We start from the raw sequence: 24,428 nt of genomic DNA, 5'->3' as shown, positions 1-24,428 counted from the left end.
TCATTTGATATAGGGCAGATAGGGCTGTTCGCTACGCAGGGCGTAGGCTTTGCCATTGATGATGACACTGAAGTTAGCTGGCCCAGCAATTGGCAGGAAGTAATTCAGCGTCATGCTGGTGCTGGCGTTTGGTGGCAAACTCGACCAGGCCGGCAGCTTGAAGGACATACGATGCAAATCTCCTTTCAGGCCACCGATGTTGTTTCCGTTGTGTCCGCTGCTCAGTACGCGCAGGCCCATGCCGGACTGATCGCTGGTATTGTCCGGTGTGGAAGTCGGTAAATCGAATTGGATTTCTGTACCGCCTGCCAGCGTAAAACCGGAGCGGTTGGTAATTTTAAGCGTGGGATTCATCGGATAATTGGCGTCGCCTAATTTATAGCCTGAGACTTCGACCAGTAAATCGATGGCAGCTGTCGGCGCAGTTTGTTTAGAACGCAGATTGCCGTAAGGGGTTGCCGTGCTGAAGGCCTGATAAAAACTGCGCGTTAAACTGCTACCCATAAAATATTCACCGCGCGTGGCGTTCCAGTCATAGTCACCGGCCAACTCCCAGAACATCACCCCGCCTATGCCCTGCGCGATGATCCACTGCGCTTTTCTTTGTACCGATGCTTCATCTTCTGTAGAAAGAAAAACGTTTTTCTGTGCATTCCATAACCACGGCGCCACCAGCGTCGCATCGTAATTGCGCACATAGCTGCCCACCAGTCTGTCATCCGGATTGCTGGCCGGATTGAGGCCGTAGCTGGCCAGATAAGAGCCAGCTACACCACGTTCCAGGTTTTTTGCATGCCACATAGGATTACCACCGGCAGGCACTTCCTTGCCTTGCGCATCCAGATCACGCCACAGATTGTCGATACCGATCGCACCCGCGCCACACACGGTGGTGCCCGGCGGGCAATTGCTGCCCAGCGATTTACCCCACAGCCCATTGGTCCCGCCGCTCACATTACGCCAGCCACGGGTGTAATACGGCACACCAATATTGATACGGCCCGATTGCATCGCGCCACGCAAATAGTGATACGCCCAGTCGGTATTCAGATAGCCGATACCGCCATATTGTGCAGAGCTGTATACACTCCAGCGCGCCAGTTCGGCGTCTTTACCATCATCAAACAAGGCGGCATTCGGGCCTACAAATTCATTCCAGGCACCATGCAAGTCATAAGACATCAGATTGGCAAAATCCAGATATGCCAGTGCCGGTGAGTTTTCCATACCGCGCAGCAAATAGGCCGAAGCCGGTGCGGCAATCGTCAGCAGGTAGTAGCGGTTATCCTGCGCCGCTGCTGCATCCAATTTTTCACGCAGGGTTTTCATCAAGGCTGAATAACTTTTCATGAGGCCGGGACGGCGCGCATTGGCAATACTAAAATCGAGCGGATTACCTGCATCTTTCATCGAAGTCGGATATTCATAATCGATATCGACGCCATCGAAATTGTACTGACGCAAAAACGCCACCACAGAATCCGCAAAGGCATTGATACCGGCCTGATTCACACTATTGTCAGCATTCGTCGTCATCGCATAAAAGCCACCGCTATTGACGCGCTTGCCGGTACTGTCGAAATAGCCGCCAGTCTCCGCCCATCCGCCAACTGAGATCAGGGTCTTCACTTGCGGGTTTTGTTTCTTGAATTTATTAAGCAGATTGAAGTGCCCTTTATACGCATAACCTGGGTCCATTTCTGCACCCGCCACACCTGGCCATTGCAGGCTGGTCGCTGCATTTTTAGGGTCACTGACATCACCGACCGAGATACGGTTTTGGCTGTCCACATGCGCAAACGCGTAATTGATATGGCTGAGCTTATCCCAGGGAATCTGATGCGCCAGATACGCCGGACTGCCATCCTTACCGGTGCGCCAGCTGGTGAAATAGCCGATCACACGGCGCTGCAGCTTACCCAGTTTTTCACGGCCATTGCTATCGTAAGCCTGGCAGTAAGGTGCGTTCACGCCTGTAGTCACCGCCATGCCATCAGGCCGGCACAGTGCACTACCCGGTGGTAATGGTGGCGTAACCAGCACAGGATCTGACGATCCGCCACCACCGCCACCTCCCCCGCCACCGCCACTACAATTCGAGACAAACTTCCAGGGACTATCTGCATCATTTTTCGGCGGATTCGCCTGCGTCCACCACTTCGCACTCCATTCCTGATCCTGATACGACACCTTGGCACCACCGCTATAAGCCTTCGCCGCATCCCAGGCTGGCGAACTGCAGGCCGCTTGTGCCTCCATCGTCACGACCGCACACAAACTCATGCCTAACAGCTGCGCGTAGCGCATAGTAAGTTGTTGTTTCATGTCTCCCCCAAGTGAACATCCATTTGTCCAGGTTCAGCACCTGCACACCGAATTTTCTTTCAGGCATACAACGCGGCAGCAGCGCATTAAGACTTGCTGCTGCGATGCCGTACACCACCCTTGCCCATGCTGACGCAGACCAGAACAGCGCGTTTTTGCACGCTCTTGGTGACTAATTTAGTGACTTATTTTGGTATTAATCTGGTACTAGATGAGCAAGTCCAGTCTAGGAGAGAACAACAGGCCTGCAAGTGGTTTTTGTCCCGGCTTACAATTTCGTTTTTCAGCAAATAATTGCCTAGAGGACACATATTCAACAAAGGCTTAAATATGTAACTGGTATTAAACAGAGCGGGGATGCTGAACCAACCCGGAAGGCAGAAAAAGGGAAACGAAAATACCGGCAGTAAAAAATCCCAGTGCGTACATAGATCGTGGAGCTCGCTAGCTGGGAATTCAAATGTCGCATTCCATCCATAAGAATGCATATGAAGATTGAATCCGGCTAAGTAAGCTGTACGGGTATGCACTAACAAATGACTCGCATGAAGGCACTGGGTTAAATCTCACCACAGCCAGGATAAATTTCACCCACCACGCTCTACTGCATGTCTTGAAAGCGGATACTCGTGCACTAGGTAAAAAACGTCCTACCTCAAATAGAAAAAATAAAACTTTCCTTTAAATTCAACAAGTTAAGCTCAAACAAAAACGTGGCACACCAATTGCTATCGATACATCGTACGACTCCGGCACATCAGCAAAGACGACAAGTCGGGTAGTTGCCAACGTCAAGTCAAGCAACATCTTGATTTTGGGAAACGCTCTTTGCGAATTAGAACGATTTTATTCCTTCAGCAATGTGCGGCCTGTTTGTACACACATGACTGAAAATCGTGGTTTGACATCTTAGTAAACTTGAGACGAGGCGACAACATGACTGAAAGCATACAAAAGCGACTTTTACGGGTTAGACCTCCGCGGGTCAAAATTACCTATGATGTCGAAACTGGCGGCGCGATTGAAAAGCGAGAGCTGCCCTTTATCGTCGGCATTCTGGCCGACTTATCAGGGGATCGCGATCCTAACCAGATTCCGACACCGTTAAAAGAAAGAAAAATGGTCGACATAGACCGTGATAATTTTAACGATGTCATGAAAACCATAGGGCCACGGGTCGATCTGGTCAAAATTCCGAAAATTGCCCCATCGATTGCGGCACTGCTGTCCACGCCTGAAGATAAGCATATTGTGTTCGAAAACATGGCTGACTTCGAACCGATGCAAGTGATTCAAAAATTGCCCGGCTTGCGCGCTTTATATGAATCACGCGGACTCATCCGCAGCTTGCAAGCCAGTTATGAATCGGACGATGACATTGCCCATCATGTCGATGCCCTCATGCAGAATAACGATCCAGCCAAACAGGCTGATAATTTCCGGATGCTGGCTAATTTCCCAGTGGCCGAAGATGCAGAGAAATCAGCACTTCGTAAAGCTCTGTTGGAATTACAGGATGGAACGACTGCTGCAACCGAAGTCGCCGGTACCGATGCCGCAGCGAATGAAGCTGCGGCCAAAGCCAAAGCAAGCCTGTATCTATCCTGGTCGCTGATTTCCGCAGACGATGTGGCGAACCCAAAAATGCTGGATCGTGCCGCACAAAATGCGGTCGCACTGGCACGCGCACTGAGTGCTCCGGACAATCTGGAAAATCGTCTCAAAGCTAAATTGGTGATTGAACAATTGCAGTTAGCTGGAGCCGAGCCAGAAAATGCTAATGACGAAGTCAAAGCAAGCTTCACCAAGCGCGGTGATCTGTTAAGCCATCTGGGTTTTGATACGAAAGCCGCCGAAACCGCAACTGATCCTACCTTTGCCGGCATCAAACTCGATGATCTCAATGGTGCCCTCTATGCCCCGACAAATGATCCAGTCTGGGCAAAACCATTGCTGATACTGGGGATGACAGGTCCAGATGATGCGGCTCAACTTGCATTCCTGAACTTCGCGAAGTTCATACATGGCACCACACCTGGTCCGGCACAACTTGGCATCATGGATGCGCTGACTCCATTGCTACAAGTCGATGCGGCTAAAACTGTACTCCGTCTCTATCACTTTTCATTGCAAGTACGTTCCTACTTCGGTAATAACGATGATATGAGCCGCATGTTAAGTGCTCAAAAGCGCGGTGCAGCGGCAGTCATAGATGAACTCGTTGCACATTGCGACCAACAACTGAGCACAGCCTTAAGCGCTATTTTGCACTGCTCAGGCTTCAAACAGATGGAAGCCACCTGGCGTGGCTTAGGTCACTTGGTATTCAATACTGAGACCAGCACAATGTTGAAGCTGCGCGTTTTTAATGCCCAGCAAGCCGAGCTGACCAAGGACATGGATAAGGCGGTTGAATTTGACCAAAGCGTGCTGTTTAAACTGGTCTACGAAGCGGAATATGGCACCTATGGCGGCTTCCCCTATAGCTTGCTGATTGGCGGTTATGAACTTGGAGCCGGTGCAGCGGATATCGACTTTTTGAAAAAAATGTCAGAAATTGCCGCCGCTGCTCATGCACCGTTTATCGCCGCCGCGTCAACCAGCATGTTTGGTTTAAGCGGCTTTGATAAGCTGGACAAGCCGCGTGATCTGGCAAAAATCTTCGAAAATGCCGAACTCACAGCCTGGCGTGAATTCCGTGAAACGGAGGATGCACGTTACGTCTCGCTGGTGATGCCACGCGTTATGCTGCGCCTGCCTTACGGAAGACCAGAAAAGCGGAATACCACGCCTTGCGAAGGGATCAATTTTGAAGAAAATATCTCCGGTGAAGATCTGACTCCTTACTTCTCACCCAAAGGCGATTTGCTGGGCTATCCCAAACCAGACAATCAAAATTTCTTGTGGGGTAACGCTGCCTACGTTTTGGCCGAGCGCATTACCAATGCCTTCTCTCTGTATAACTGGACAGCGGCAATCCGTGGAGTCGAAGGCGGTGGATTAATCGAAGGCTTGCCGCTGTACAGCTATACCAACAACGCCGGCAGCAGCGAACTGTTTTGCCCGATAGAAGTATCCATTACTGACCGGCGCGAAAAAGAACTCAATGACCTGGGCTTCATCTCCCTGTGTCATTGCAAGGGAACCGGTCGTGCCGCCTTCTTCGGCGGACAGACGACCAATCTGCCTAAAAAATACTTCTCCGATGATGCTAACGCGAACGCAAAGATTTCAGCCATGTTGCCGTACATCCTGGCCGCGTCACGATTTGCGCATTACATCAAAGTCATTATGCGTGACAAGATCGGCAGCTTCATGACTCGCGGCAATGTCGAGTCTTATTTAAATGGCTGGATCGCCAACTATGTTTTGCTTGATGACAATGCCTCGCAGGAAGTCAAGTCAGCCTACCCCTTACGTGAAGCGTCCGTGGTGGTTACCGATGTTCCTGGCGAACCGGGAGTCTATCGTGCGACTGTCTTTTTGAAACCGCATTTCCAGTTAGAAGAATTGACCACTTCAATTCGACTCGTCGCGAAATTGCCGGGCTAAACCTTAGTCGCATTCATCGTATCTTTGATCATTACTGGAGCTAACATGGATTTAATCTTATTTCAGCCTGGCGACGCAGGAGTCTTAAGCGCAGGTGCAGGCAGCTTGATACAGGGAGACTGGCCGATTACCAAAGGTGCCAGCCCCTTGAGTACATCCAACAAAAATCCCTTTTTTGAATTGACCTCAATTCATCATGGCATGAAGCAGCAAATTACCACAGACGTCAGTAATCAGGCGCGCACTTCAGGTCGTCCCGTGATCACCGAATTTACCTGTGTGAAGTATGTCGATGCGGCTTCGGTCAAATTGTATGACTACTGCTTGCGTGCCGCGCCGCTGGGTAAAGGTGCAAGTGCGCCGTCGATTATTTATCTGCTGCGCAATTCGGGGGAAACACTGGCCAACATCATTACGATACAGCTGCGGGACGCCATCATCAGCGAAATTCAATTTCAATCGCATCCGGATGACATGCCAACGGAGCAGTTCAAGCTCAATTTCACTGAGATTTTGTGGACGTACTCGATGCAGGCCAATGATGTCACCGTGCCAGGTCAGATTGCGAGCGGTTGGAGTGTCCGGCAAAACCGCGCCATCGGTGCCTTTACTTCACCATAAATTTGACAAAACGATCGTCGGCGGTCAGCGCTTGGAATTTACAGGAGTCTGGATCATGCAATATCTCATGGAACGTCTGGCCAATCCAACGCTGCCGCAACCGGGACAATTGGAAGCAGTGAATCCCGCCAAGTTGATTGAGGCGCAGATTCAACGGCTGGTCAGTGCCCGTCTCGGTATCGACGATCATGATGCTGCCAGCTTGCTCGACTTCTGGATGCCGCACGTGGTCGAGCAAGGCATGCTGGACCAACATGCCTTGCAACGGTATGCCGCGCGGCTCACCAGCTTAATCGAACGGTATGAACCTCGTTTGTTACGGCCACATGCCAGTATCCGTCCAACTGGACAGGTACTCACGCCGTTTCAGTTAGTGGTGACCGGAAAGTTAGCGGTGAATGCTGAGCCTGAACAGTTTTTCTTCGAATTACCTAGATAAAGCCGATTTTTTCAATCAGTCATTCCAAACCGGGATCTGTGATGTTAAGCGCAAACACCAAACTGAAGGATTTTTACCAGTCAGAGCTTTCTGCGCTACGCCAGGAAGGGCTTGCCTTCGCTCAACAGCATCCTGAACTGGCGCATTCTCTGGGCCTGAACCAAGGTGAAGCCCGCGATCCACAAGTCGAATTATTAATGCAATCGTTCGCCTTTTTAACCGGACGTTTGCAATACCAGAGCGAGGTCAATCAGGCGGACACGGCCAATGCCCTGCTGAATTCGCTCTACCCGCATCTGGCAGCCCCAACCCCCTCCATGTTAATCGCCGAATTAAGCGTGAAGCCAGCTGGCAGCGATCTGTCCAAAGAGCAGATCTTGGAGCGTGGCCGCAGTATTAACGCACCGGCGGTTAACCAACATGGAAAAAGCATGGACTGTCGTTTCCGGACAGCCTACGAGACACCCTTGCTGCCACTGGAAGTGATGGAAGTAGAAACCGAGTCACTGGAAAACTATCCGTTTTTACGCGGTGACCGCCACGCTGCTTCCGTCTTGCGGGTGCGGCTGCGTTGCAAGGGCGTGAACAATTTATCAGGGCAAGGACGGATACGATTTTTTATCAATCCCACCGAACCTGGCGCCTATGATTTATACGATATGCTGGCACTCTCCTTAAGCAGCATCGTATTGCAATTGCCCAAGGCTAAAGGGAAAACCGAAACGCCTGCACCGCGCCTGATGCCCAACACCTGCTTTCGCTGGCTGGGCGATCAGGATGATGAAGCCATGTTGCCGAATAATGCGCAAACACATCCCGGCTACCGTTTACTGCAAGAATATTTTTCTTTCCCGGAAAAGTTCATGTTTTTTGAAGTGAGCAGGGTCGACTTTAACGAGATTTTTGATCAGTTTGATCTCTTATTTGTACTGGACTCGGCTCTGCCAAAAAACAGGGTGTTTAACCCGGCCGTTCTGCGTCTGAACTGTGTGCCCTTAATTAATTTATTTTCGCAGCGAATTGACCCGCTAACGCTCGATCATAGTCAATTTGAATACCGTCTGCTCGGTGATTTGGAAAATCACAGTCAATGCGAAATATATGCGATAGAAATGCTCGAATCGATACGGCCCAAAGGTGCGCCGCGCCAAATTGCGCCGTATTTTGCGATTGACCAATCAGAACGCCTGGCTCAGCAGGATTATTTTTACGTGACACGGCGTGAAGCCAGCCTGGGCGCCAATATTGCCGGCAGCGAGTTATTCGTTTCTTTTCTCGATCAACGCTTTAACCAGGCCCAGCTGGTCGATGAAGTCATCGGTGGCCGCGCGCTGTGTACCAACCGGCGCCTGGCCGAGCAAATAACCTGCGGAGCGACGATGTACTTAAAGGGGGCTGGCGCTGTCACCAGGATTACCGCGCTAAGCAAACCGACGCCGCACCAAAATCCACCGATTATCGGCTCCCGGCCTTGGTCCCTGGTCTCGCAATTAAGCCTCAACCACCTCTCGCTGGCCGATGGCGAACAGGCGCTGAGCGCCTTAAAAGATATTTTGCGCTTGCATCTTGGCCCGAATCAAGCCAGCAGCATGCGGCAGATCGACAGCATTCTGTCAGTCCGTTGCAGACCAACCATGCACCATCGACATAGCGATGGCTGGCGCGGATTTGTACGCGGACAAGATGTCCGGCTCTATATCGATGAATACGGATTTGAAAATCGCAGCGCAGTATTGTTTTGTTCCGTGTTACGCCATTTTTTACGTTCCTACGCCACCGTCAATAATTCGATTGAAGTCAGCCTGGAAATGAATAACCTCACTGGAGTACAAAAACAATGGCAACCATTGGCTGGCGTGCAGACCGTACTGTAAAACAAGTCGTGCTGGAACATTATGAGCGCTTTGATGTGTTTCAATTGCTGCGCCTGATGCACTGGCCCGTACCGGCTCAGCAGCTGGATCCGCAATTGCGTCTGCGTTTCCGGGCCGATTTATCAGCTGGCTTCGCCGGTCATGAATTTAGTGCCCTGCGCTACAAAGTACTTCCTGCACAAGGAAGCAGGCCAGCGTCAGAACTGATAGAAATCAAAACCGCAAATTATTGTATTGCCAGCCAACTCGGCCCTTTGCCAGAACCCTATGTGGAGTGGATACGCGATTTGAAACGCGCCCGCACCCCTGCTTTAGCTGATTTTTTAGATGTTTTTAATCATCGCCTCAATTGCGTGCGCTATCAACTCAAAGCACGGCAAACGCTGGCCTTAAATCATTTGCCGCCAGCGCAAACCGAGCATGCAGCGCAGTTAGCAGCAATTATGGGGCTGGGATTACCGCAATTAAGTGCGCAAATCGATTTACCAAAAAGGAGTCTGCTGGGACTGGCTGGTCTGCTGGCGAATTGTCGCAAAAGTGCGGACGCCATTGCCCAGGTTCTCACTCTGTACATCGGTGCCAAAGTGAGCGTCATGCAATGGGTAGGTGCATGGCAGATGATAGAAGCAGACGAGCGTATCGCGCTGGGCCAGCGTAATCAAAGGCTGGGACAACATTCATTGCTGGGCAAAAAAGCCTGGGATCAGGCCGCAAGGATACGCATAGTCGTAGCGCCGCTGAACTATGCGCGCTTCAGTCAACTACTGCCACCAGCCCTACGTTCGGGTCAGCCCAGGCAGTCGGAGGACAATGCGGACAATAACCGCAGTTACAACGGACTGATCGGACTGCTGCGTCTGCTAGTCAATGGCTTACATGACTGTGAGATGCAATTGCACTTACTCGAATCCGAAGTGCCGGCTGCACGATTGGTCAGCAGCTCAAAAGAAAATGAACATGGTCAGCGCTACCTGGGTTTGCGCCTAAGTCACAGCGCCTGGTTAAGCGGCAGCGAAGAAACGACCAGGAAGGCGCGTCAAATCAACTACTTAATACCAGCCTTTGCCAGCATGGAGCAAGTATGAACGCCAGAGTTGATGCGGTTGCCAATTTTAATGTTGCCGCGATTCCCCAACCCGCGCAGCCTTTGCATGTGGCGATATTTTTGCCGCAGCGTGGCATAGTCAGCGATGAGGTATTTCGTCTGGTCAGTTTTCAGGGGCAGGACAGCAGCTCCGATTTGTTTGAATATGAACTGGAATTGCATGCCAATACCACCAGTCACTCCGGTGGCGCCCTGTTCAATCTGGACGATTTGCTGGGTGCGGTGATCACGGTAGGAATCGAATTTCCTTCTCTCTACACGCAAGAAGAAATGACGCAACGCTTTTTGGCTGCGGTGAACCAGACGCTGAGTCCGGCGGCAGGTCCAGAATTTGCGTTTTTCAATGGCATCATCAGCGCCTTCGCGATGGCAGACCAAGGCGTATACCGGGTTACGATGAAGCCAGCGCTGGCACGGCTGAAATTAAGTAACGCCTACCGTATGCACCGCCAAATGAATGTCCGTGACACGATTGCTGATTTGCTTGATCAATACACCATCCTGTATAGCATGCAGATTGCCGGTAACAGTAATATGGCTGTGGCACGCGTACAGGATTGGTTACAAGCTGGCGAAAGTGACTACGATTTCATCGTACGCTTAATGGGTAAAGCCTATTTGTACTATTACTTTATCCATACCGCGACCAGTCACACCATCGTGTTTGCCAACTATCCGAACTATCCATCCGTGTATCCGGATGCACCGGCATTTCGTTATCGCAGTACCGATCTGGAAGCCCTGGGAGCGAATGAACCTGATGTGATTACTCAGTACAGCTATCAACGCTCACTCAGCAGCAGTTCTGTTAATGGCATTTTCACACGCCAATATGCGACATGGGAATCACAGCCCTTGCTGACATTTCATTCTGATGCCGCACAAAAGGCACTGAATTCCGGGGATTTGCCGTTCTACCTCTTTAAATCCTATCAATATGGCGATACGGGTGATGAGGTGCTCGACTATACCGAAGCAGCACGCGCGGCGTTCGAAGCAGAATCGATACAATTTTCCGGCACCAGTTTTTGTCCCCATTTCCGGGCAGGACATCAATTCCACTTGGGTAGCATCGCCAGCCAGGCGACACCGCAAGACCGTTTGAATCATCCGGAAATCGTACGCCCTTCGTTTGCCGACTGTGACTTTGTACTGACCCAGGTAAAACATACGGCGACCGCTGATGGTGAATATAAAAACGAATTCCAGGCCACAAAGGCCAGTGGTTTGATCAGTAAATTTTCTATGCAGGAAACCCAGCAAGGCAATTTGCTGGCCATGGTAATCGGCTATAGCGGCGACCCGGAACCAAGTAACTGGACCCATTTTCTGCCCGCTAACTTCTCACCGGAACATAGTTCGTTCCGCGATAACAATAGCCCTAAACCGCTCTACCAGCCAACTGGGGTGTATGTAAATTTTTGCACCGATGCGGACGGCCAAACGCCGGTCTTCGTTAAATTGGGATCAAGTATGACCACCGTGCCGGAAGTCGGCGCCTTAGTCATGGTGAGCCGCGCACAGGATGAATCCGAGCTGCCGGAAATACAAAACGTGATTGCTACCGACGGCAGCAAATGCATTATGCCTACCGGGTGGGACGCCAGTACCCGGGTCGGGAATAATTATTCGACCAGTTACGGTGACGCCAACAACATCAGTTTCGGTCAGTACTCACAGGCCGATTTACCGAATGCGATAGGCATCATACTCAATAAATACAATACTGGACTGTATCGTGACAGCAGCTACTCTCAAGGCGCCAGTTATAGCTTTTCGGTAGCAGAAAGTGTCGCGACCAGCTTTGTCCCGAATGCAGCAGAATTATGGGGGCCATATGGCGGCGCTGCAGATATCTCCAGCGCATCCGAATCATCTGGCTCAAGCTACTCACGTCAATACGCCGCGGTGACATCAAGCTTCAGCAATATCGGCACCTCGTATTCCAACTCAACGACAGGCAAAAGCGAAAGCCATGCCCTCACTACCGGAACGACGTATTCTGAATCGACCCAAAATGGGAAGGTCACGACTATCTCCACCATCAATGCAGACTCCAGCAATACCAGCACCCAGACTGGTGATGCGGTCAATAGCACGACCAATAACGGGAAAATCACTACTGACACCACGGTTAATGGCAATACATTTTCAAGCTCGCTGAATAATGGCAATACCACCTCAAGCAACATCATTGCCGGTATCAATACCTCAGATGCACTTACCGCCATGAGCGTCAGCAGCAGCCTGACCGGACTCAGCATGAACAATACCGTGCTTGCGCTCAGCAACAACACAGCACTGACGGGCGCCGCCGTCAATGTCAACATGACCGGGGTGACAAAAGACACCACGCTGGTCGGGATGAGCACATCGACATCACTCCGGGCCCTGGTTGACGACACCTCACTGACTGGTATGACGAGCTCAATGTCGCTGACCGGCATGAGCAGCAGTAACTCGCTTACGGGAATGAGCAACAGCGTTGCACTGACTGGCGCCAGCTTAAGCAACAATTTGACAGGCATGTCGACCTCAACGTCGCTTACCGGCGTCTCCAGCTCGGTTTCTATTGAAGGCGTTGCGAACTCCATGTCGATGAAAGGTATGAGTAACTCGCTCGACATCGTCGGCCAATCGAATTCTATGTCTATCAAGGGTTCCAGTAACTCGATTGAACTGTGGGGATCAGCATCCGAATTGAAGCTTGGACCAGCGGTCACGGAACTCAAATTAAGTGGGCCGGCGATGAAAATTCTGACTGCAATCCAACTTTTTCTGTGAGCAGACAATGAAAATCATCAAACCGCTCACCTTAGGCATACTGCAAAAGCCCTATCGCTTTCAGGGACAGGACTTTCTGGTAATCAGCGCACTCGGTTTTTTTCAACTCGGACAAAAGAACGCGACACGTTTTTTAGTTGAAAATATTCAATGGCCGCGCATTGTTCCCGCCCTGCCCTTGGGCCGTCCGATTGACGAAGTCATGCCCAAAACACATAGCGAGGTACTGGTGGCAGGATCCGCCTTTGCTCCTGGCGGAAAAGCAGTCAGCGAAATGCAAGTACGGCTTTGCGTTGGCAGCATAGACAAGCGGCTGCGCGTACTGGGTGATCGCAACTGGGTATATAGCTTATTGCCGCTGTATCAGATTTCACAGCCACAAAGCTTCACTCAGATGCCACTGGTGTATCAACGCGCTTTCGGTGCAGCGAATCACACCGCCAATCTCATCGGCTGCGGCTACACCGGTCAACTGCTGGGGCCGCTATTTGGTAAAAATCATGGTGCTATGCCGAATATCGAATATCCGGAAACGCCGATTAAATCACCCTTGAAGCAGTATGCGCCAGCTGGCTTTGGTCCTATCGACATGACCTGGAGTCCGCGTAAAGAAAAGCACGGCACCTTCAATCAGGACTGGTTGGATCATCACGCCCCCGGACTGGCGAAAGACGTAGACTGGTCGGTATTTAATACCGCACCTGTCGATCAATGGATGCCACAGCATTTTAGTGGCGGTGAGGCATATCGTCTGGAAGGTATGCATCCAGAACTGAGCTGCATAGCAGGGACTTTGCCCAACGCCACGGTACGCGCCTTTGTACTGCAAAAAAATTGTACGGTTGAACAAGCGCAGTCGGTAAGGATGCAAATGGATACGGTATGGTTTTTCCCGGAACAGCAACTCGGTGTGGCGATCTATCACGGCCAAACCCCCATTCAGGATATTGATGGACAAGATGTCCAGGCCATCATGCTTGCTTATGAAGCTGCAGGAGAAGACAAAACGCTGGAACACTATCAACAAGTGTTTGCGCTACGTATGGATCCAGAAACCGCTGCCTTGCATGCCTTTAATGAGTCCCAACTGGCTCCAGCCCGCAGTACGGAAGAACTGAGCAAACGCGCTACGTTGATCGAACAAGAAACGACGGCAAGAGCCGCGCAACAGCAAGCGCTGCTGGATGAAATGGAGCAGGATTTTTGGGCCGAATGCGGGATAGAGCCCTTGCCCGGTCATGTCGCCCCGCAAGCCAACATTCAGGCGCTGCCCAGCATTAGCCAACATGATCTGGCAGAAGGTGATTTCGATCTCAGTAGCGTGGTGGCGGCAGCGAAAGCCGTGGCGGCGCAAGCACAGGTCGATGGTGATGCCAGGCTTGCCGATCTGAAGCTTCAACTCGCCGATCTGCCAACACCACCAGCGCCACCCGCAGCTGACATGAAAGCACAACAAAACGCTGCACTGGAATTGGCCAGTGTGCCAGCCTATGACTTATTACCGCAAGACCAGCACAACACCATCTTGCCTGCTGAGTTAGCAGAATTAATGAGCGTCCTGGACATCGCTCAACAAGACCAGAGTAATTCGGCCGAACGCAAGCGCATTCACGCCGCACTGCTACAACAAGCGCAGCAAAAACGTCAGGCGCGCAACGCTGCACCGCAGCCTACGGCACCGGCGCAAGCCATGTCGCCTGAGGTGGCAAGCTGGCTGGGTGAGCAGGTGCGTCAATGGCAAGCTGGCGGTGCCTGTCTGGCAGGACGCGATCTGGCTGGTGCCGATTTACGCAATATTGATTTTTCTGGCGCGGATTTACGTCAGATCATGTTAGAGCAATGCCTGCTGGACGGCGCTAATTTTAGCGGTGCTGATTTAAGCGGCGCGGTGTTAACCGGAGCCAGTATCAACGGAACCAACTTCAGCCACGCCAATTTAAGCAATGCGAATCTCTGCCTGTCCCATGGTACAGCTGTCTGCTTTGACTATGCGCAGCTCAACCAGGCTCGAGCGATTGATGCCGTGTGGCCAGAAGCGAATTTGCAGGATGCAGACCTTAGCGATTGCCTGGCTCTAAAGATAGACTTAAGCCACGCTTGCCTGGATCGTGCTGATTGCAGCCGTAGCACATTGCTCGAAGCCCGCGCCGATCATAGCTCCTGGCAACATGCCAAGCTGGATCAGACAATACTGTTGAAGGCGAGTCTGGAACAGGCAAATTTCAGCGGCGCGCAAGTGCATAAGGCGGTCTTCATGGATGCCAGACTACACGCCAGCATCTGGATTAAGGCTAGCTTGCTACGTGCTTATGGCGGCGGAAAAACTGATTTTTCTCAGGCTGATTTTAGTCAGGCGCAAGCCAGTAAGTGTGGCTGGCACGGCGCGTCTTTCATCGCTGCTGACTTCACGGATGCGCAATTTCTGGAATGTGATTTTGGCAGCTGCGATCTGAGTGATGCCAGGCTGAGTATGGGTCTGTTCTCCAGCTCCCTGTTCATGAATGCCAAACTGTGCCGGGTCGACGCCGGGCAGGCAGATTTCTTCCGGGCCTTAGGTCGCAAAGCCGATTTCAGTGACGCCAATTTGCGGGCCGCCAATCTGGTACAGGTCGATCTCACAGGCGCGAAGCTGGACGGTGCCTGTCTGGATCAAGTCCGGCTTGATCCACAAAGGAGAGTCGCATGATGAGCTGGGCAGAAATTGAAAAATGTCTGCGTCTGGGACGCCCGATAGACGCAGCCGATTTACACGGTTTGGATGGACGTGGCCGCTCCCTGCAGAAAGCGGTATTTAATCACTGCGTATTGACAGATGCCTTACTGAGCAACTGTGATTTAAACGAAGCCAAATTTATAGACTGTAAGCTGAGTGGTGTTGATTTCAGCGCGGCGCAGTTGGGAAATACCACGTTTGTCCGTTGCCAGATGCAGCAAGCGACGCTGCCACCACAACGTATTAAAACGATCAGCTTAATCGATTGCGATTGCCGTGCTACGGTCTGGAGCAAAACGCATTTGCTACTAAGTATGATCAGCATGTGCGACTTTAGCGATGCCGTTTTTCAGGATGCCATCATTGAGCGCACGGCGATCAATCGTTGTGTCGTACAAAACGCTGATTTTTCACGCCTGAGACTTGACCAGGCTGTGTTGTATGACCTCGATCTGCGCAGCGTCAAACTGGATGGCCTTACTGCACACACGGCAGTGTTAATGAACGCCAATCTGCAAGGCAAGGTATTACACGGTATTCAACTGGAACGCTGCATGCTGCGCGGAGCCAATTTTAATCAGGCTGATTTAACGCATGTCAATCTGACCGAAAGCAATTGCCAGCAAGCGCAATTCCAACAAACCCGCATGCAGCACATTCAGGCGGCACGTTCATTATTTGAGCAAGCACAGTTTGCAGAAGCCGATTTATCGAATGGAAATTTTGAAAATGCCATCTTCCAACAGGCAAGGATGAACGACTGCCAGTTCCGGCAGGCTAATCTAAACGGCAGCGTGTTCACTAAAAGCCTGCAGAACAAAACCAATTTTTTTGGCAGCGACATGCGCTATTGCCGCTTCGATCATGTGCGCGGCAACGAGCTGGTGTTTGACCGCACCCAACTTGCTTACAGCAATTTTCACAATACAGAACTACACGACAGCAGCTTTGACTCGGCGGATCGCAAGCATACCTGGTACACCGACCCTGAGCTCTTGGCAGCTGAAGCCAGAACCCTTTCAACGGAGCAGACATGATGAAAATTAGCCCAAAAACCCAGACCTCGTCCTCCCCCGTTCCCAACAGCCCGGTGTGGGCCGAAGCCTGCGTCGCTGTGGAAATGCAGGATGGCAGTTTTTTACTCGACGATGGACGTCTGGCTCAACCCGCTGTGTCGTGCTTACTGAAACCTATCGCCGGTGACAAAGTGTTGGTCGCCATGGCGAAACAGGGCGATACCTATATCGTTCACTTGCTCCATAGACCGCGCAGCGTTTCTGCTTGCCTGTCGGTCCCCGGCATGAAACAACTGACGATTATGCAGCAGCAGGTCGAGGTCAACGCCTTTGATAGCCTTGCTTTGCGGGCTTTAGGCGATGTCGACGTAACCGCCAGCACCGGTGTGTTGCGCCTGACGGCACGCAATCTGTTCACAACGGTGAGCGAATCCTTAGTGCAGAACGTACGGAATTACATTGGCCAGGCAGAACAATACTTACTCGATGTCAGACAAGTCTTACGTCTGCACGGCAAACAAGCCAGTGTCACGGCTGAACAGGATGTGAAGATCGACGCTGAACGCATCAGCATGGGTTGAGTCAGCAGCGCAATTCAGTAGCTCGATTCAGCAATACCAATTTATCCGTACGGATAAGGATTAATTCACTTAGCACAGGGAGTCATGATGTTTGCCAATACCAATCTCGGCGTCCTCAATTTGGGGTTTCTGGATGTCTGTAAGACACCGCCCTTAGCCATCCCTGTGCCCTTTCCGAATATAGCCCTGTCTACCACCCATATTCCATCGGTGCCGAACGTCATAGTCGGCGGAGGACTGGCCGAAAACCTGATCACCATGGGAACCATCAGTAATGGTGATCAGGCCGGTGTACTGACGGGTCTGATTTCCAATCTGATCATGGGGCCGGACCGCGCTTTGCTCGGCAGTTTTAAGACCCTGATGGGTGGTGTGTTCGGTACACGTTTAACCAGTCTGACCGGACAAAACGGGATCTTGCCAAACACGCCCGGCCTTTCTCTGACACCTGCCCAATTCCGTGTGCTTTTGCTGAGCTGACCATGAAACTTCACTCCCTCCCTCTTGGAAATACGCTGCTGGGTTTGATGGCAACTAGCTTGTTAGGTCTGGCCTTAGGCGGCTGCGCCACCAAGCTGCCATCGACCAGTTTGCAAAGCATACAAATTCAGGCTGCGGTGAACGCTAACCAAAATACCGCCACCGCCTTGGATCTGGTGTTTGTCTATGACAGCAACGCACTGCCTTTATTACCGAAAACTGGTTCGGACTGGTTTGATCAGAAAGCCGCATTAATGGCCAGCCTGGCGACCTCGCTGGATGTGTTGTCACTGCAAATACCGGCCATCAGCACACTTAATTTGCCACAAGAACGCGCTTTCCCGGAGCGATATAAAAAAGCGATAGGCGTCTACAGCTATGCCAACTATGTCAAACCAGGGGGACAGTTAATGGCCAACCTGACGCCGTATGGCAGTGTAGTGATTCAACTTACGCCTGACACGATTCTGGTACAGGGACAAGAACCGCTTGGTTTATTTAAAAATTTGTTTAGTAAGCCAACTGCAAAATAAGCCGGACCAGCAGGTGAATTTGGACTGAAAGGATCAACAGCATGAAAACCTTACCCTTACCCGATGCCGTGCAATGGTCGGAAGGCATGTTGCTCTCACCGCAACATCTGCAACAAAACGATATCTATTGGCATGAACAGTTGCGCCACCGTCTGAGCTGCATCACGCCGCACTATTGGGGTTTGTTGCACATGAAAGTGGAGTTAATTAAAGAGAACGTCGTCATCAATGAACTGGAATGTGTACTGCCAGATGGCACTTCCCTGACCCACCCGGGAAATTTTCCGCGTCAGCCTGAGCCAGTCTTGCAACTCAATGTCAGCGCCTGTAAGTCCGGTGAGGCGCCTATGCGTGTATGGCTGCTGGTGCCGGAACGCGGCCCCTGTGCGGCGCGTCAAAGTGACCAGGACCGACGTTTCAACTCGCAAATCGGCCAGCTCACTGTCGATGAAAACACCGGCGAGAGTGGCATTACGGTACCACGATTGCAAACGCGCTATGAACTGGTCTTAAGCCGGCTTTCGCCTTCCACTGGCCAGTGTGCCTGCCCACTGCTGGAAGTAGAACGTGATGCCGCTGGCATCCTGCGTATAGGAACTTACCTGCCACCGATGTTGCGCCTGTCAGCCAGCTCGCATCTCGGTACACACTGCTTACACAGTCTGATCAGCAATAAACACGAAAGCTGGTGGGGCAAGGTGGAAGAATTATTTAATGAAGCCAGTGGCAAACATAAAGACGGTAAGTTGACTATAGGCGGTGTGCGCAATCAGCTGGTTGCACGCCATTTAGCGAGCGCTTTGCCAGGCTTATCCATGACGATAGAAGCCAGCTGCCACCCGCAAGCCTTGTATCAGGCGCTGGCACCTTTGATTGCTTGCATGACCATGTTTGCAGAAAGTCCGCTGCCACCGAAACTGCTGCCCTATCAGCATGACGATTGTTTGCCGCAATTCCAGGCAGCATGGCGCTATATCGAAGAAACGCTGGCAGTGGAAATGCAACGTATCGAACAGGAACGTCTGAGCGCGCCTAAACCAGTCTACGAAGTGCATCCCTTCCAGGCGCATGGCGACTACGGCTTTGGACGTAAATTGCCCGTAAGTTGGGAAGACGATTTAATTATTGAAGTTAAACCACACCACGGTCAGTCACTTGAAGATATCGGCCGTTGGTTGAATCAAGCTGACATTGCAAGCGGCATGTTGATATCACAATTGCGCAGGCAACGTATTCCAGGGGCTCAGGTTCGCCAACTCACGCCAGATGAAATTCAGCGTCGGCAACTGCCTCCCCTAGCCGATTTATTCACCATCCAAAACCGGAAAGTGGAGCTGGGTGTCGGCATTGAGCAAGACTTGTTTGCGCCCGATCAGTCTTTATTCATACAAGGAAAATCCGATAAAAATATGCCGGCAGCGATCTATTTGCATCACAAGCTGCCCCGCGATAACGCCAACGCCAGCAACTAAAAAAATGAACAAGCAACAACCAATCCTGCAATGGACTGACAACGATGATGTGCCCAAGGCATCAGGTTCCATGCTATTGACTTGCTGCGCCAATTTTTATGAAGAAGTGGCAAACATTAAAAAAGCCCAGAACGAACATCGCTTAGCTGCTTATTTGAATAAGGGAAATGAACAGCTTGCAGCAACCTCCAGGCTTCAGGGTACTGATGAAAGCTATAAAACCGATGAGGCGATCAACGCATTGGTGGATGCGGTCAGCCAACGTCTGCTCACGCTGTTGCGCCAGCAATATCTGGAGTTTGGACGCCATGCCAGCGACGCACAAATCAGGATGCATAAATTAGCCTTGTACGCGATGGCAGCACTGGCGGATGACATTTTCATCCTGGAATTAGACTGGCCGGGCAAGGACGCATGGGTCAATTCTCCTCTTGAAAAGAAAATGTTTGGCACCTGCCGCGCCGGACAAGAATTTTTTGATCTGGCCGACCGTTTAATCAACACCAAACAATGCACCGCGTTAGATGCGGATTTAGCCAGCGTATTTTTATTGATCTTACAGCTAGGCTTCAAAGGTAAGCACCGCGGTCAACATGGCATGGCTAAGCTAGCCGAATATCGAAAACGTCTGCTTGCCATCGCCGGAGAAAGACGTGTCAGCAGTGAAGCACAGCATGTTTTTATACAGGCCTATCAACAGCAGATCACGGACGGAAAAGATCAACGTATCGCACCGCTGGCACCTTGGATACGTTGGCTCAGGCATCTTGGTATTGGCTACCTGTTGCTATCGACGTTGATTTGGTTTTGGAATGTGTATTCGCCGGACAAATTTTAAATTGACAGAAGTTACCGACATTTTTCGAGTTAGCCGCCACATGGCAATATGAGTTATAGGAGTCATTTGTGAACACGCCGTTTTATCTGATCGCCGGACTCGCCACTTTTGTCGCCCTGCTGCTCGGGCTGCTGATTTGGCGTGCCCGCAAACCGCTAAAATTGCCGCCTTTGACTGTGCCTTTAAAAAGACTCAAAGGGCTCGCCTTCAGTCAACGGTGGGCTGCTGTATTCAAGGAATTCATCGCTTTTTTTTATCGGCGTGAATGGCTCTATGACCGCCAATGGATTTTGGTTTTAGGTCAGGAACAAGCGGGTAAATCGAGCTTACTGTCCTCGCTGATGCCGGGGCTTTGGCAGATCCCAAGTGCAAGCCAGCAACAACTCGTTTTTACCGATACAAAGCTGAGTTTTTTAGAAACCCGGACAGGCTTTAAAGGAGTCGTCCTGGATCCTGACGGTAAGCTGCCCGCTGCACCAGCCGACAGTGAAACTGGCCTCAAATGGGAACAAGTACTCAAAAAGCTGCTGAATGTCCGTCCTGAGCGCGCCCTGGATGCGCTTGTTCTGGTGATTTCGGCACAAAGCTTACGTGACGCGAATGGAAAACAACGTCTCGCACTTGCCACAAATCTACGTACACAACTATCAAAGATTGAGCAAAGTTTTCAGTTTTCCTTACCCGTGTATGTCGTAATCAGCCAGACCGATACCATCGTGGGTTTCAGCGAATTTTGGCGCATCCAGGACAAGGCCGTACGCAAGGAAATGTTTGGCTGGTCGGCACCGGATCTGCCCCCATCCGTGAATATTGAGAGCTTGACCGATGTTGCCTTTGACAGTATCGGTGAACGGCTCAAAGAATTACAAGTCCAGGCAGCAGGCAACAGCACAGAGATTAGCGCCAGTCAGGTTGATCAATTCTTCCTGTTTCCACGCCATTTTCAGCAATTGCGCGTACCACTGCAGCATCTCTTATCTATCGTTTTTCACTCCTCTGCGTGGCAAACTGGAAGCGTTTTCCGGGGACTGTATTTTACTGGCCAGATCAGCGCTGACACGGCTACTCAGGAAGGCGAGATCACGATACCCAATGGCGAACTGCCACGCAGTGATATTGCCTTTATTCACGACCTCATCGCTGAAAAAATCCTGGCCGAACCCTATCTGGGACAAGCTAACCGCAAGGCACTGTTATCGCGTAACCAATTGATCCGCCGCTGTCAGATCGCAGGCATGGTGACATTTTCTGCACTGGCATTGTGTCTTGGTCTGGCGACACTCGACTTGCGCGGGAAGAACGCGAGCTTGCAAGCAAATTTAGCGCTGCTGCAACAACTCGAACAGCAAACCAAGGAAAAAATTCTGTTACCAGGTCAATGCATAGCGCGTGAGCCTGTCTATAAAGCCTTGGAACAAATCGCGACTATTCAAAAAAACAGCTGGTATCTTTCCATTCCTGTTTCATGGATTGACCATCGCGTCAGCCCTGAAGTTGTGAAGCAAATCGCCAATGGCGCCTTAAAAAGAGTGGTATTGCCAGGTATTGCCTGCCGTCTGGAACAACGTGCCAAAGCCCTGCAGCAGGCTGCAACACCAAGTACCGGCAACGCGCCGAATGGCTCCAGTCTGGCCTTTGAACTGGCCAGGAAAAATCTGCTAGAAACAGAAAACAATATTGCCTTGTTTGAACAAAATCTGGCTGTTTTCCAGCGCATCAGCACGCTCAATGCAAGCCTGAAGAATCTGCCGTCTTTGCAACCTTTTCTGACCTTAACCCATTATGCCTATCAGGCTGAGCTGCCAAAACAAGTGCATAAGGATCAGGGTGTGTTAATGGCCGCCGTACTGCAGGCACAATATCCAAGCCCAGTTCAGTTACCGGACAATTTCAGGCCGCGCATGGCGGATCAGCTGGTAGATTTGTCCAATCAGTTACATCAGCAAATGAATGCCAAAGTCACTTCCGGCAAAGAGCTGTCGCAACAGTTAAATGCGCTGAAGCCGCCATTTTTATCGAGTACCCGTGATTTTTCTGCCTGGCTGACCTGGGTGAGTACGGCGTGGGCGAATTCATCAAACAGCAGCAATCCATGCAAGGATATTGAAATCAGCTTAGGCACTAGCAATGATCTTTTGCTTGGGTTTAACTATCCGGCAGAACCGCTGAAAAAAATGAGCGCTTTTTTCAACCAAAGCAATTGCTACGAACCCAATATCGCTACGCTTTCAGGCATGCAATTAGCGCCCTATGGCTCACTGTTCATCGGTCAGCCGGATACCTTGACACTCAATCCAAAATTAGCCAGCGAGATGGTGGGTCTGAATGCACTGGTGGTACTCAATTTCATGCAAGTCGAACCAACGCAGGACTTTTTATGTTCATCCAGTGTAGCTGGCTGGAACACGACGCAGATTAGCTTATCGAACAACTATGTCGCCGAATACGATAAGTTTATACAGAGCCTTACAATGCCAGCCGGTGCAGGCAAAATTACACCAGCCACTACCAGCAGTCAGTCTCCTTTGTATCAGCGTATCGCCCTGCATCAATTGGAAAGTGTACTCAACAGTAATCTGCGTGATGCCCAGATCAAAGCAAAACCAAGCCAGCTGGAAGTCAATCCTGCTGCCAGCATAGACCTGGCGCTGGCACAAGAAAGCAGCGCCTTCGGTGCTGTGAAAGACGCCCTGTTGAAACTGCAAGGAAGTTACAAGACCCTGGGCTTTACTGCCAGCGACACGAAAGTCAGTCAATGCATACGCAATTACAGCAGCGATAGTCTGGCACGTGTTCAGAACTTAAATGAGCTCAGCCGCTTATATGAAAGCAAAGCCAATAGCGGCGGCGGACCGCTGTTTGATCTGGGTCCGGTGCCGGTCATCAATGATTACTTAACGCGCCAGCTGAGCAGAGTCCAGGTACTGGCCTCATACGCTACGCCATTCCTGAGTTATCTCACGCAAAGCAGTGGTCCAAATGACGCACAGCGCAGCAATACCCAAAGCGCCAGCTATTGGACTAATACCGTCAACGAACTGAATAGCCAGATTCAATTCAAAGATCCTGCCAGTCAGGTTGCGCAACTGAACAATCTGTTTTTAAAACAAATGCCCAATCTGGACGTCAGCAATTGCAGCAAAACGCTGGCAGCATATACACCGGCCGACTATGGCAATGACCTGTTCTCTATGCACAGACAAAAGCTGGAAGCCCAGATTCAAGCCAATTGCAGCGGTGATCGCAATACGCTGGCCTTAAATAATTACAATGATTTAGCTGCGCGTTTTAATCGTGAACTGGCTGGTCGCTATCCTTTTGGACCACTCTCGTCCAGCGACGCCAGTCTCAGTACGACGCGCAATTTCTTTGCCGATTATGCCGGGCAGAGTGCGGCTCTGAAACAGTCATTACAAGGCTTAAGCGGCGCTTACTGGAATGCGGCGCGTCAATTCCTGAGTCAACTCGACACAAGCGCAAAATTTTTCCAGAGCACGCTCAATCTCGACGCCAATCCGCCCGCAACGACGGCTTCAACTGCCAGCACCGGCACGAACGCAGATGACACAACTTTAGTCAGTCAGCCGATCAAACTGAGCATCGCCTTCAATACGAATCAGACCAGTGCCCAGGGCAGTAGCCAGATCGTGGCCTGGGGACTGACTTCAGGCAGTAAATCGGCGACCTACCCGGGACGCACGAATGTCCTGGATTGGGCCTTTGGACAAGCGACTGTACTCGATCTCACCTGGGCCAGCGGTTCCCTATGGTTGCCTGCCAATGATGTGCAACAGCCCGATTTGCAAGCTGAGGGTGCTACCGCCTCGTATGCGCAAAGTGGCGAATGGGCCCTGCTGCGCATGATAGAACGGCATCAGCCACAAAATGGCTTTAGCGCCAGCAGCAGTAATCCGAATCAATTGATGCTGGAATTTTTAGTACCCATCGTCAGCAATACCGGCACGCCCGGCAAACTTACTCAGAGCAATGCCCGTGTTTATGTCGGACTCAATCTGAGTGGCAAGGACCCCAAAACCTTTGCGCCAGTCAGTATCAAGCCACCGCTTGGTTTCCCCCGCTCTGCCCCTTAAACGT

At 51.1% G+C, this 24,428-nt stretch carries 15 protein-coding genes; 14 read left to right on the top strand and 1 reads right to left on the bottom strand.

Features of this window, described 5'->3' with window-relative positions; all coding sequences use genetic code 11:
- Positions 1-2,325 carry a glycosyl hydrolase family 18 protein gene (locus EYB48_RS00975; RefSeq protein WP_235934823.1) on the bottom strand — a complete coding sequence of 775 codons (2,325 nt, stop codon included), beginning with the start codon at positions 2,323-2,325 and terminating at the stop codon, positions 1-3.
- Between the two features lie 936 nt (positions 2,326-3,261).
- Between EYB48_RS00975 and tssC the strand changes: the two genes are divergently transcribed.
- The 14 genes from tssC to EYB48_RS00900 all read left to right on the top strand — a co-directional run bounded on the left by tssC (position 3,262) and on the right by EYB48_RS00900 (position 24,424).
- Positions 3,262-5,877, top strand: coding sequence for a type VI secretion system contractile sheath large subunit (gene tssC, locus EYB48_RS19025; RefSeq protein ID WP_202927621.1), 2,616 nt, complete (start codon positions 3,262-3,264; stop codon positions 5,875-5,877).
- A 45-nt stretch (positions 5,878-5,922) separates the two neighbouring features.
- On the top strand, positions 5,923-6,498 hold the full coding sequence (locus tag EYB48_RS00960; RefSeq protein ID WP_162018414.1) for an Hcp family type VI secretion system effector: 576 nt from the start codon (positions 5,923-5,925) through the stop codon (positions 6,496-6,498).
- 55 nt (positions 6,499-6,553) lie between these two features.
- The gene (locus EYB48_RS00955) at positions 6,554-6,937 is read left to right on the top strand and encodes a GPW/gp25 family protein (RefSeq protein WP_162018413.1); all 384 of its coding nucleotides are present in this window, start codon (positions 6,554-6,556) and stop codon (positions 6,935-6,937) included.
- Between the two features lie 41 nt (positions 6,938-6,978).
- Complete coding sequence (tssF, locus tag EYB48_RS00950) at positions 6,979-8,811, top strand: type VI secretion system baseplate subunit TssF (protein ID WP_162018412.1); 1,833 nt, start codon at positions 6,979-6,981, stop codon at positions 8,809-8,811.
- Positions 8,775-9,896 (top strand): type VI secretion system baseplate subunit TssG, encoded by a 1,122-nt coding sequence (tssG, locus tag EYB48_RS00945; RefSeq protein WP_162018411.1) that lies wholly within the window; start codon positions 8,775-8,777, stop codon positions 9,894-9,896. Before tssF ends, tssG begins: the two co-directional genes overlap by 37 nt.
- Complete coding sequence (locus EYB48_RS00940) at positions 9,893-12,700, top strand: contractile injection system protein, VgrG/Pvc8 family (protein ID WP_162018410.1); 2,808 nt, start codon at positions 9,893-9,895, stop codon at positions 12,698-12,700. The genes tssG and EYB48_RS00940 overlap by 4 nt, the downstream gene beginning before the upstream one ends.
- Positions 12,701-12,707: 7 nt before the next feature.
- A complete protein-coding gene (locus EYB48_RS00935) occupies positions 12,708-15,386 on the top strand; it encodes a DUF2169 family type VI secretion system accessory protein (RefSeq protein WP_162018409.1) in 2,679 nt (892 codons plus the stop codon).
- Positions 15,383-16,450, top strand: coding sequence for a pentapeptide repeat-containing protein (locus EYB48_RS00930; protein WP_162018408.1), 1,068 nt, complete (start codon positions 15,383-15,385; stop codon positions 16,448-16,450). Before EYB48_RS00935 ends, EYB48_RS00930 begins: the two co-directional genes overlap by 4 nt.
- Positions 16,447-17,010 (top strand): DUF3540 domain-containing protein, encoded by a 564-nt coding sequence (locus tag EYB48_RS00925; protein ID WP_235934821.1) that lies wholly within the window; start codon positions 16,447-16,449, stop codon positions 17,008-17,010. The genes EYB48_RS00930 and EYB48_RS00925 overlap by 4 nt, the downstream gene beginning before the upstream one ends.
- Before the next feature lie 84 nt (positions 17,011-17,094).
- Entirely contained in the window at positions 17,095-17,490 is a 396-nt protein-coding gene (locus EYB48_RS00920; RefSeq protein WP_235934819.1) for a DUF4150 domain-containing protein, read from the top strand.
- A gap of 2 nt (positions 17,491-17,492) precedes the next feature.
- Complete coding sequence (locus EYB48_RS00915) at positions 17,493-18,023, top strand: hypothetical protein (RefSeq protein WP_162018407.1); 531 nt, start codon at positions 17,493-17,495, stop codon at positions 18,021-18,023.
- Between the two features lie 41 nt (positions 18,024-18,064).
- Positions 18,065-19,495: a type VI secretion system baseplate subunit TssK gene (gene tssK, locus EYB48_RS00910; RefSeq protein ID WP_162018406.1), complete on the top strand. Its 1,431-nt coding sequence runs from the start codon at positions 18,065-18,067 to the stop codon at positions 19,493-19,495.
- Between the two features lie 4 nt (positions 19,496-19,499).
- Positions 19,500-20,333 (top strand): DotU family type IV/VI secretion system protein, encoded by an 834-nt coding sequence (locus EYB48_RS00905; protein WP_162018405.1) that lies wholly within the window; start codon positions 19,500-19,502, stop codon positions 20,331-20,333.
- Positions 20,334-20,401: 68 nt separating this feature from the next.
- Positions 20,402-24,424 (top strand): type VI secretion system protein, encoded by a 4,023-nt coding sequence (locus tag EYB48_RS00900; protein ID WP_162018404.1) that lies wholly within the window; start codon positions 20,402-20,404, stop codon positions 24,422-24,424.
- Positions 24,425-24,428: the final 4 nt, after the last annotated feature.

Origin of the sequence: Cognatundibacterium crateris, assembly GCF_010078235.1 — a bacterium.
GTDB lineage: Bacteria > Pseudomonadota > Gammaproteobacteria > Burkholderiales > Burkholderiaceae_D > Undibacterium > Undibacterium crateris.
This window is presented reverse-complemented; position numbering and strand designations above follow the sequence as displayed.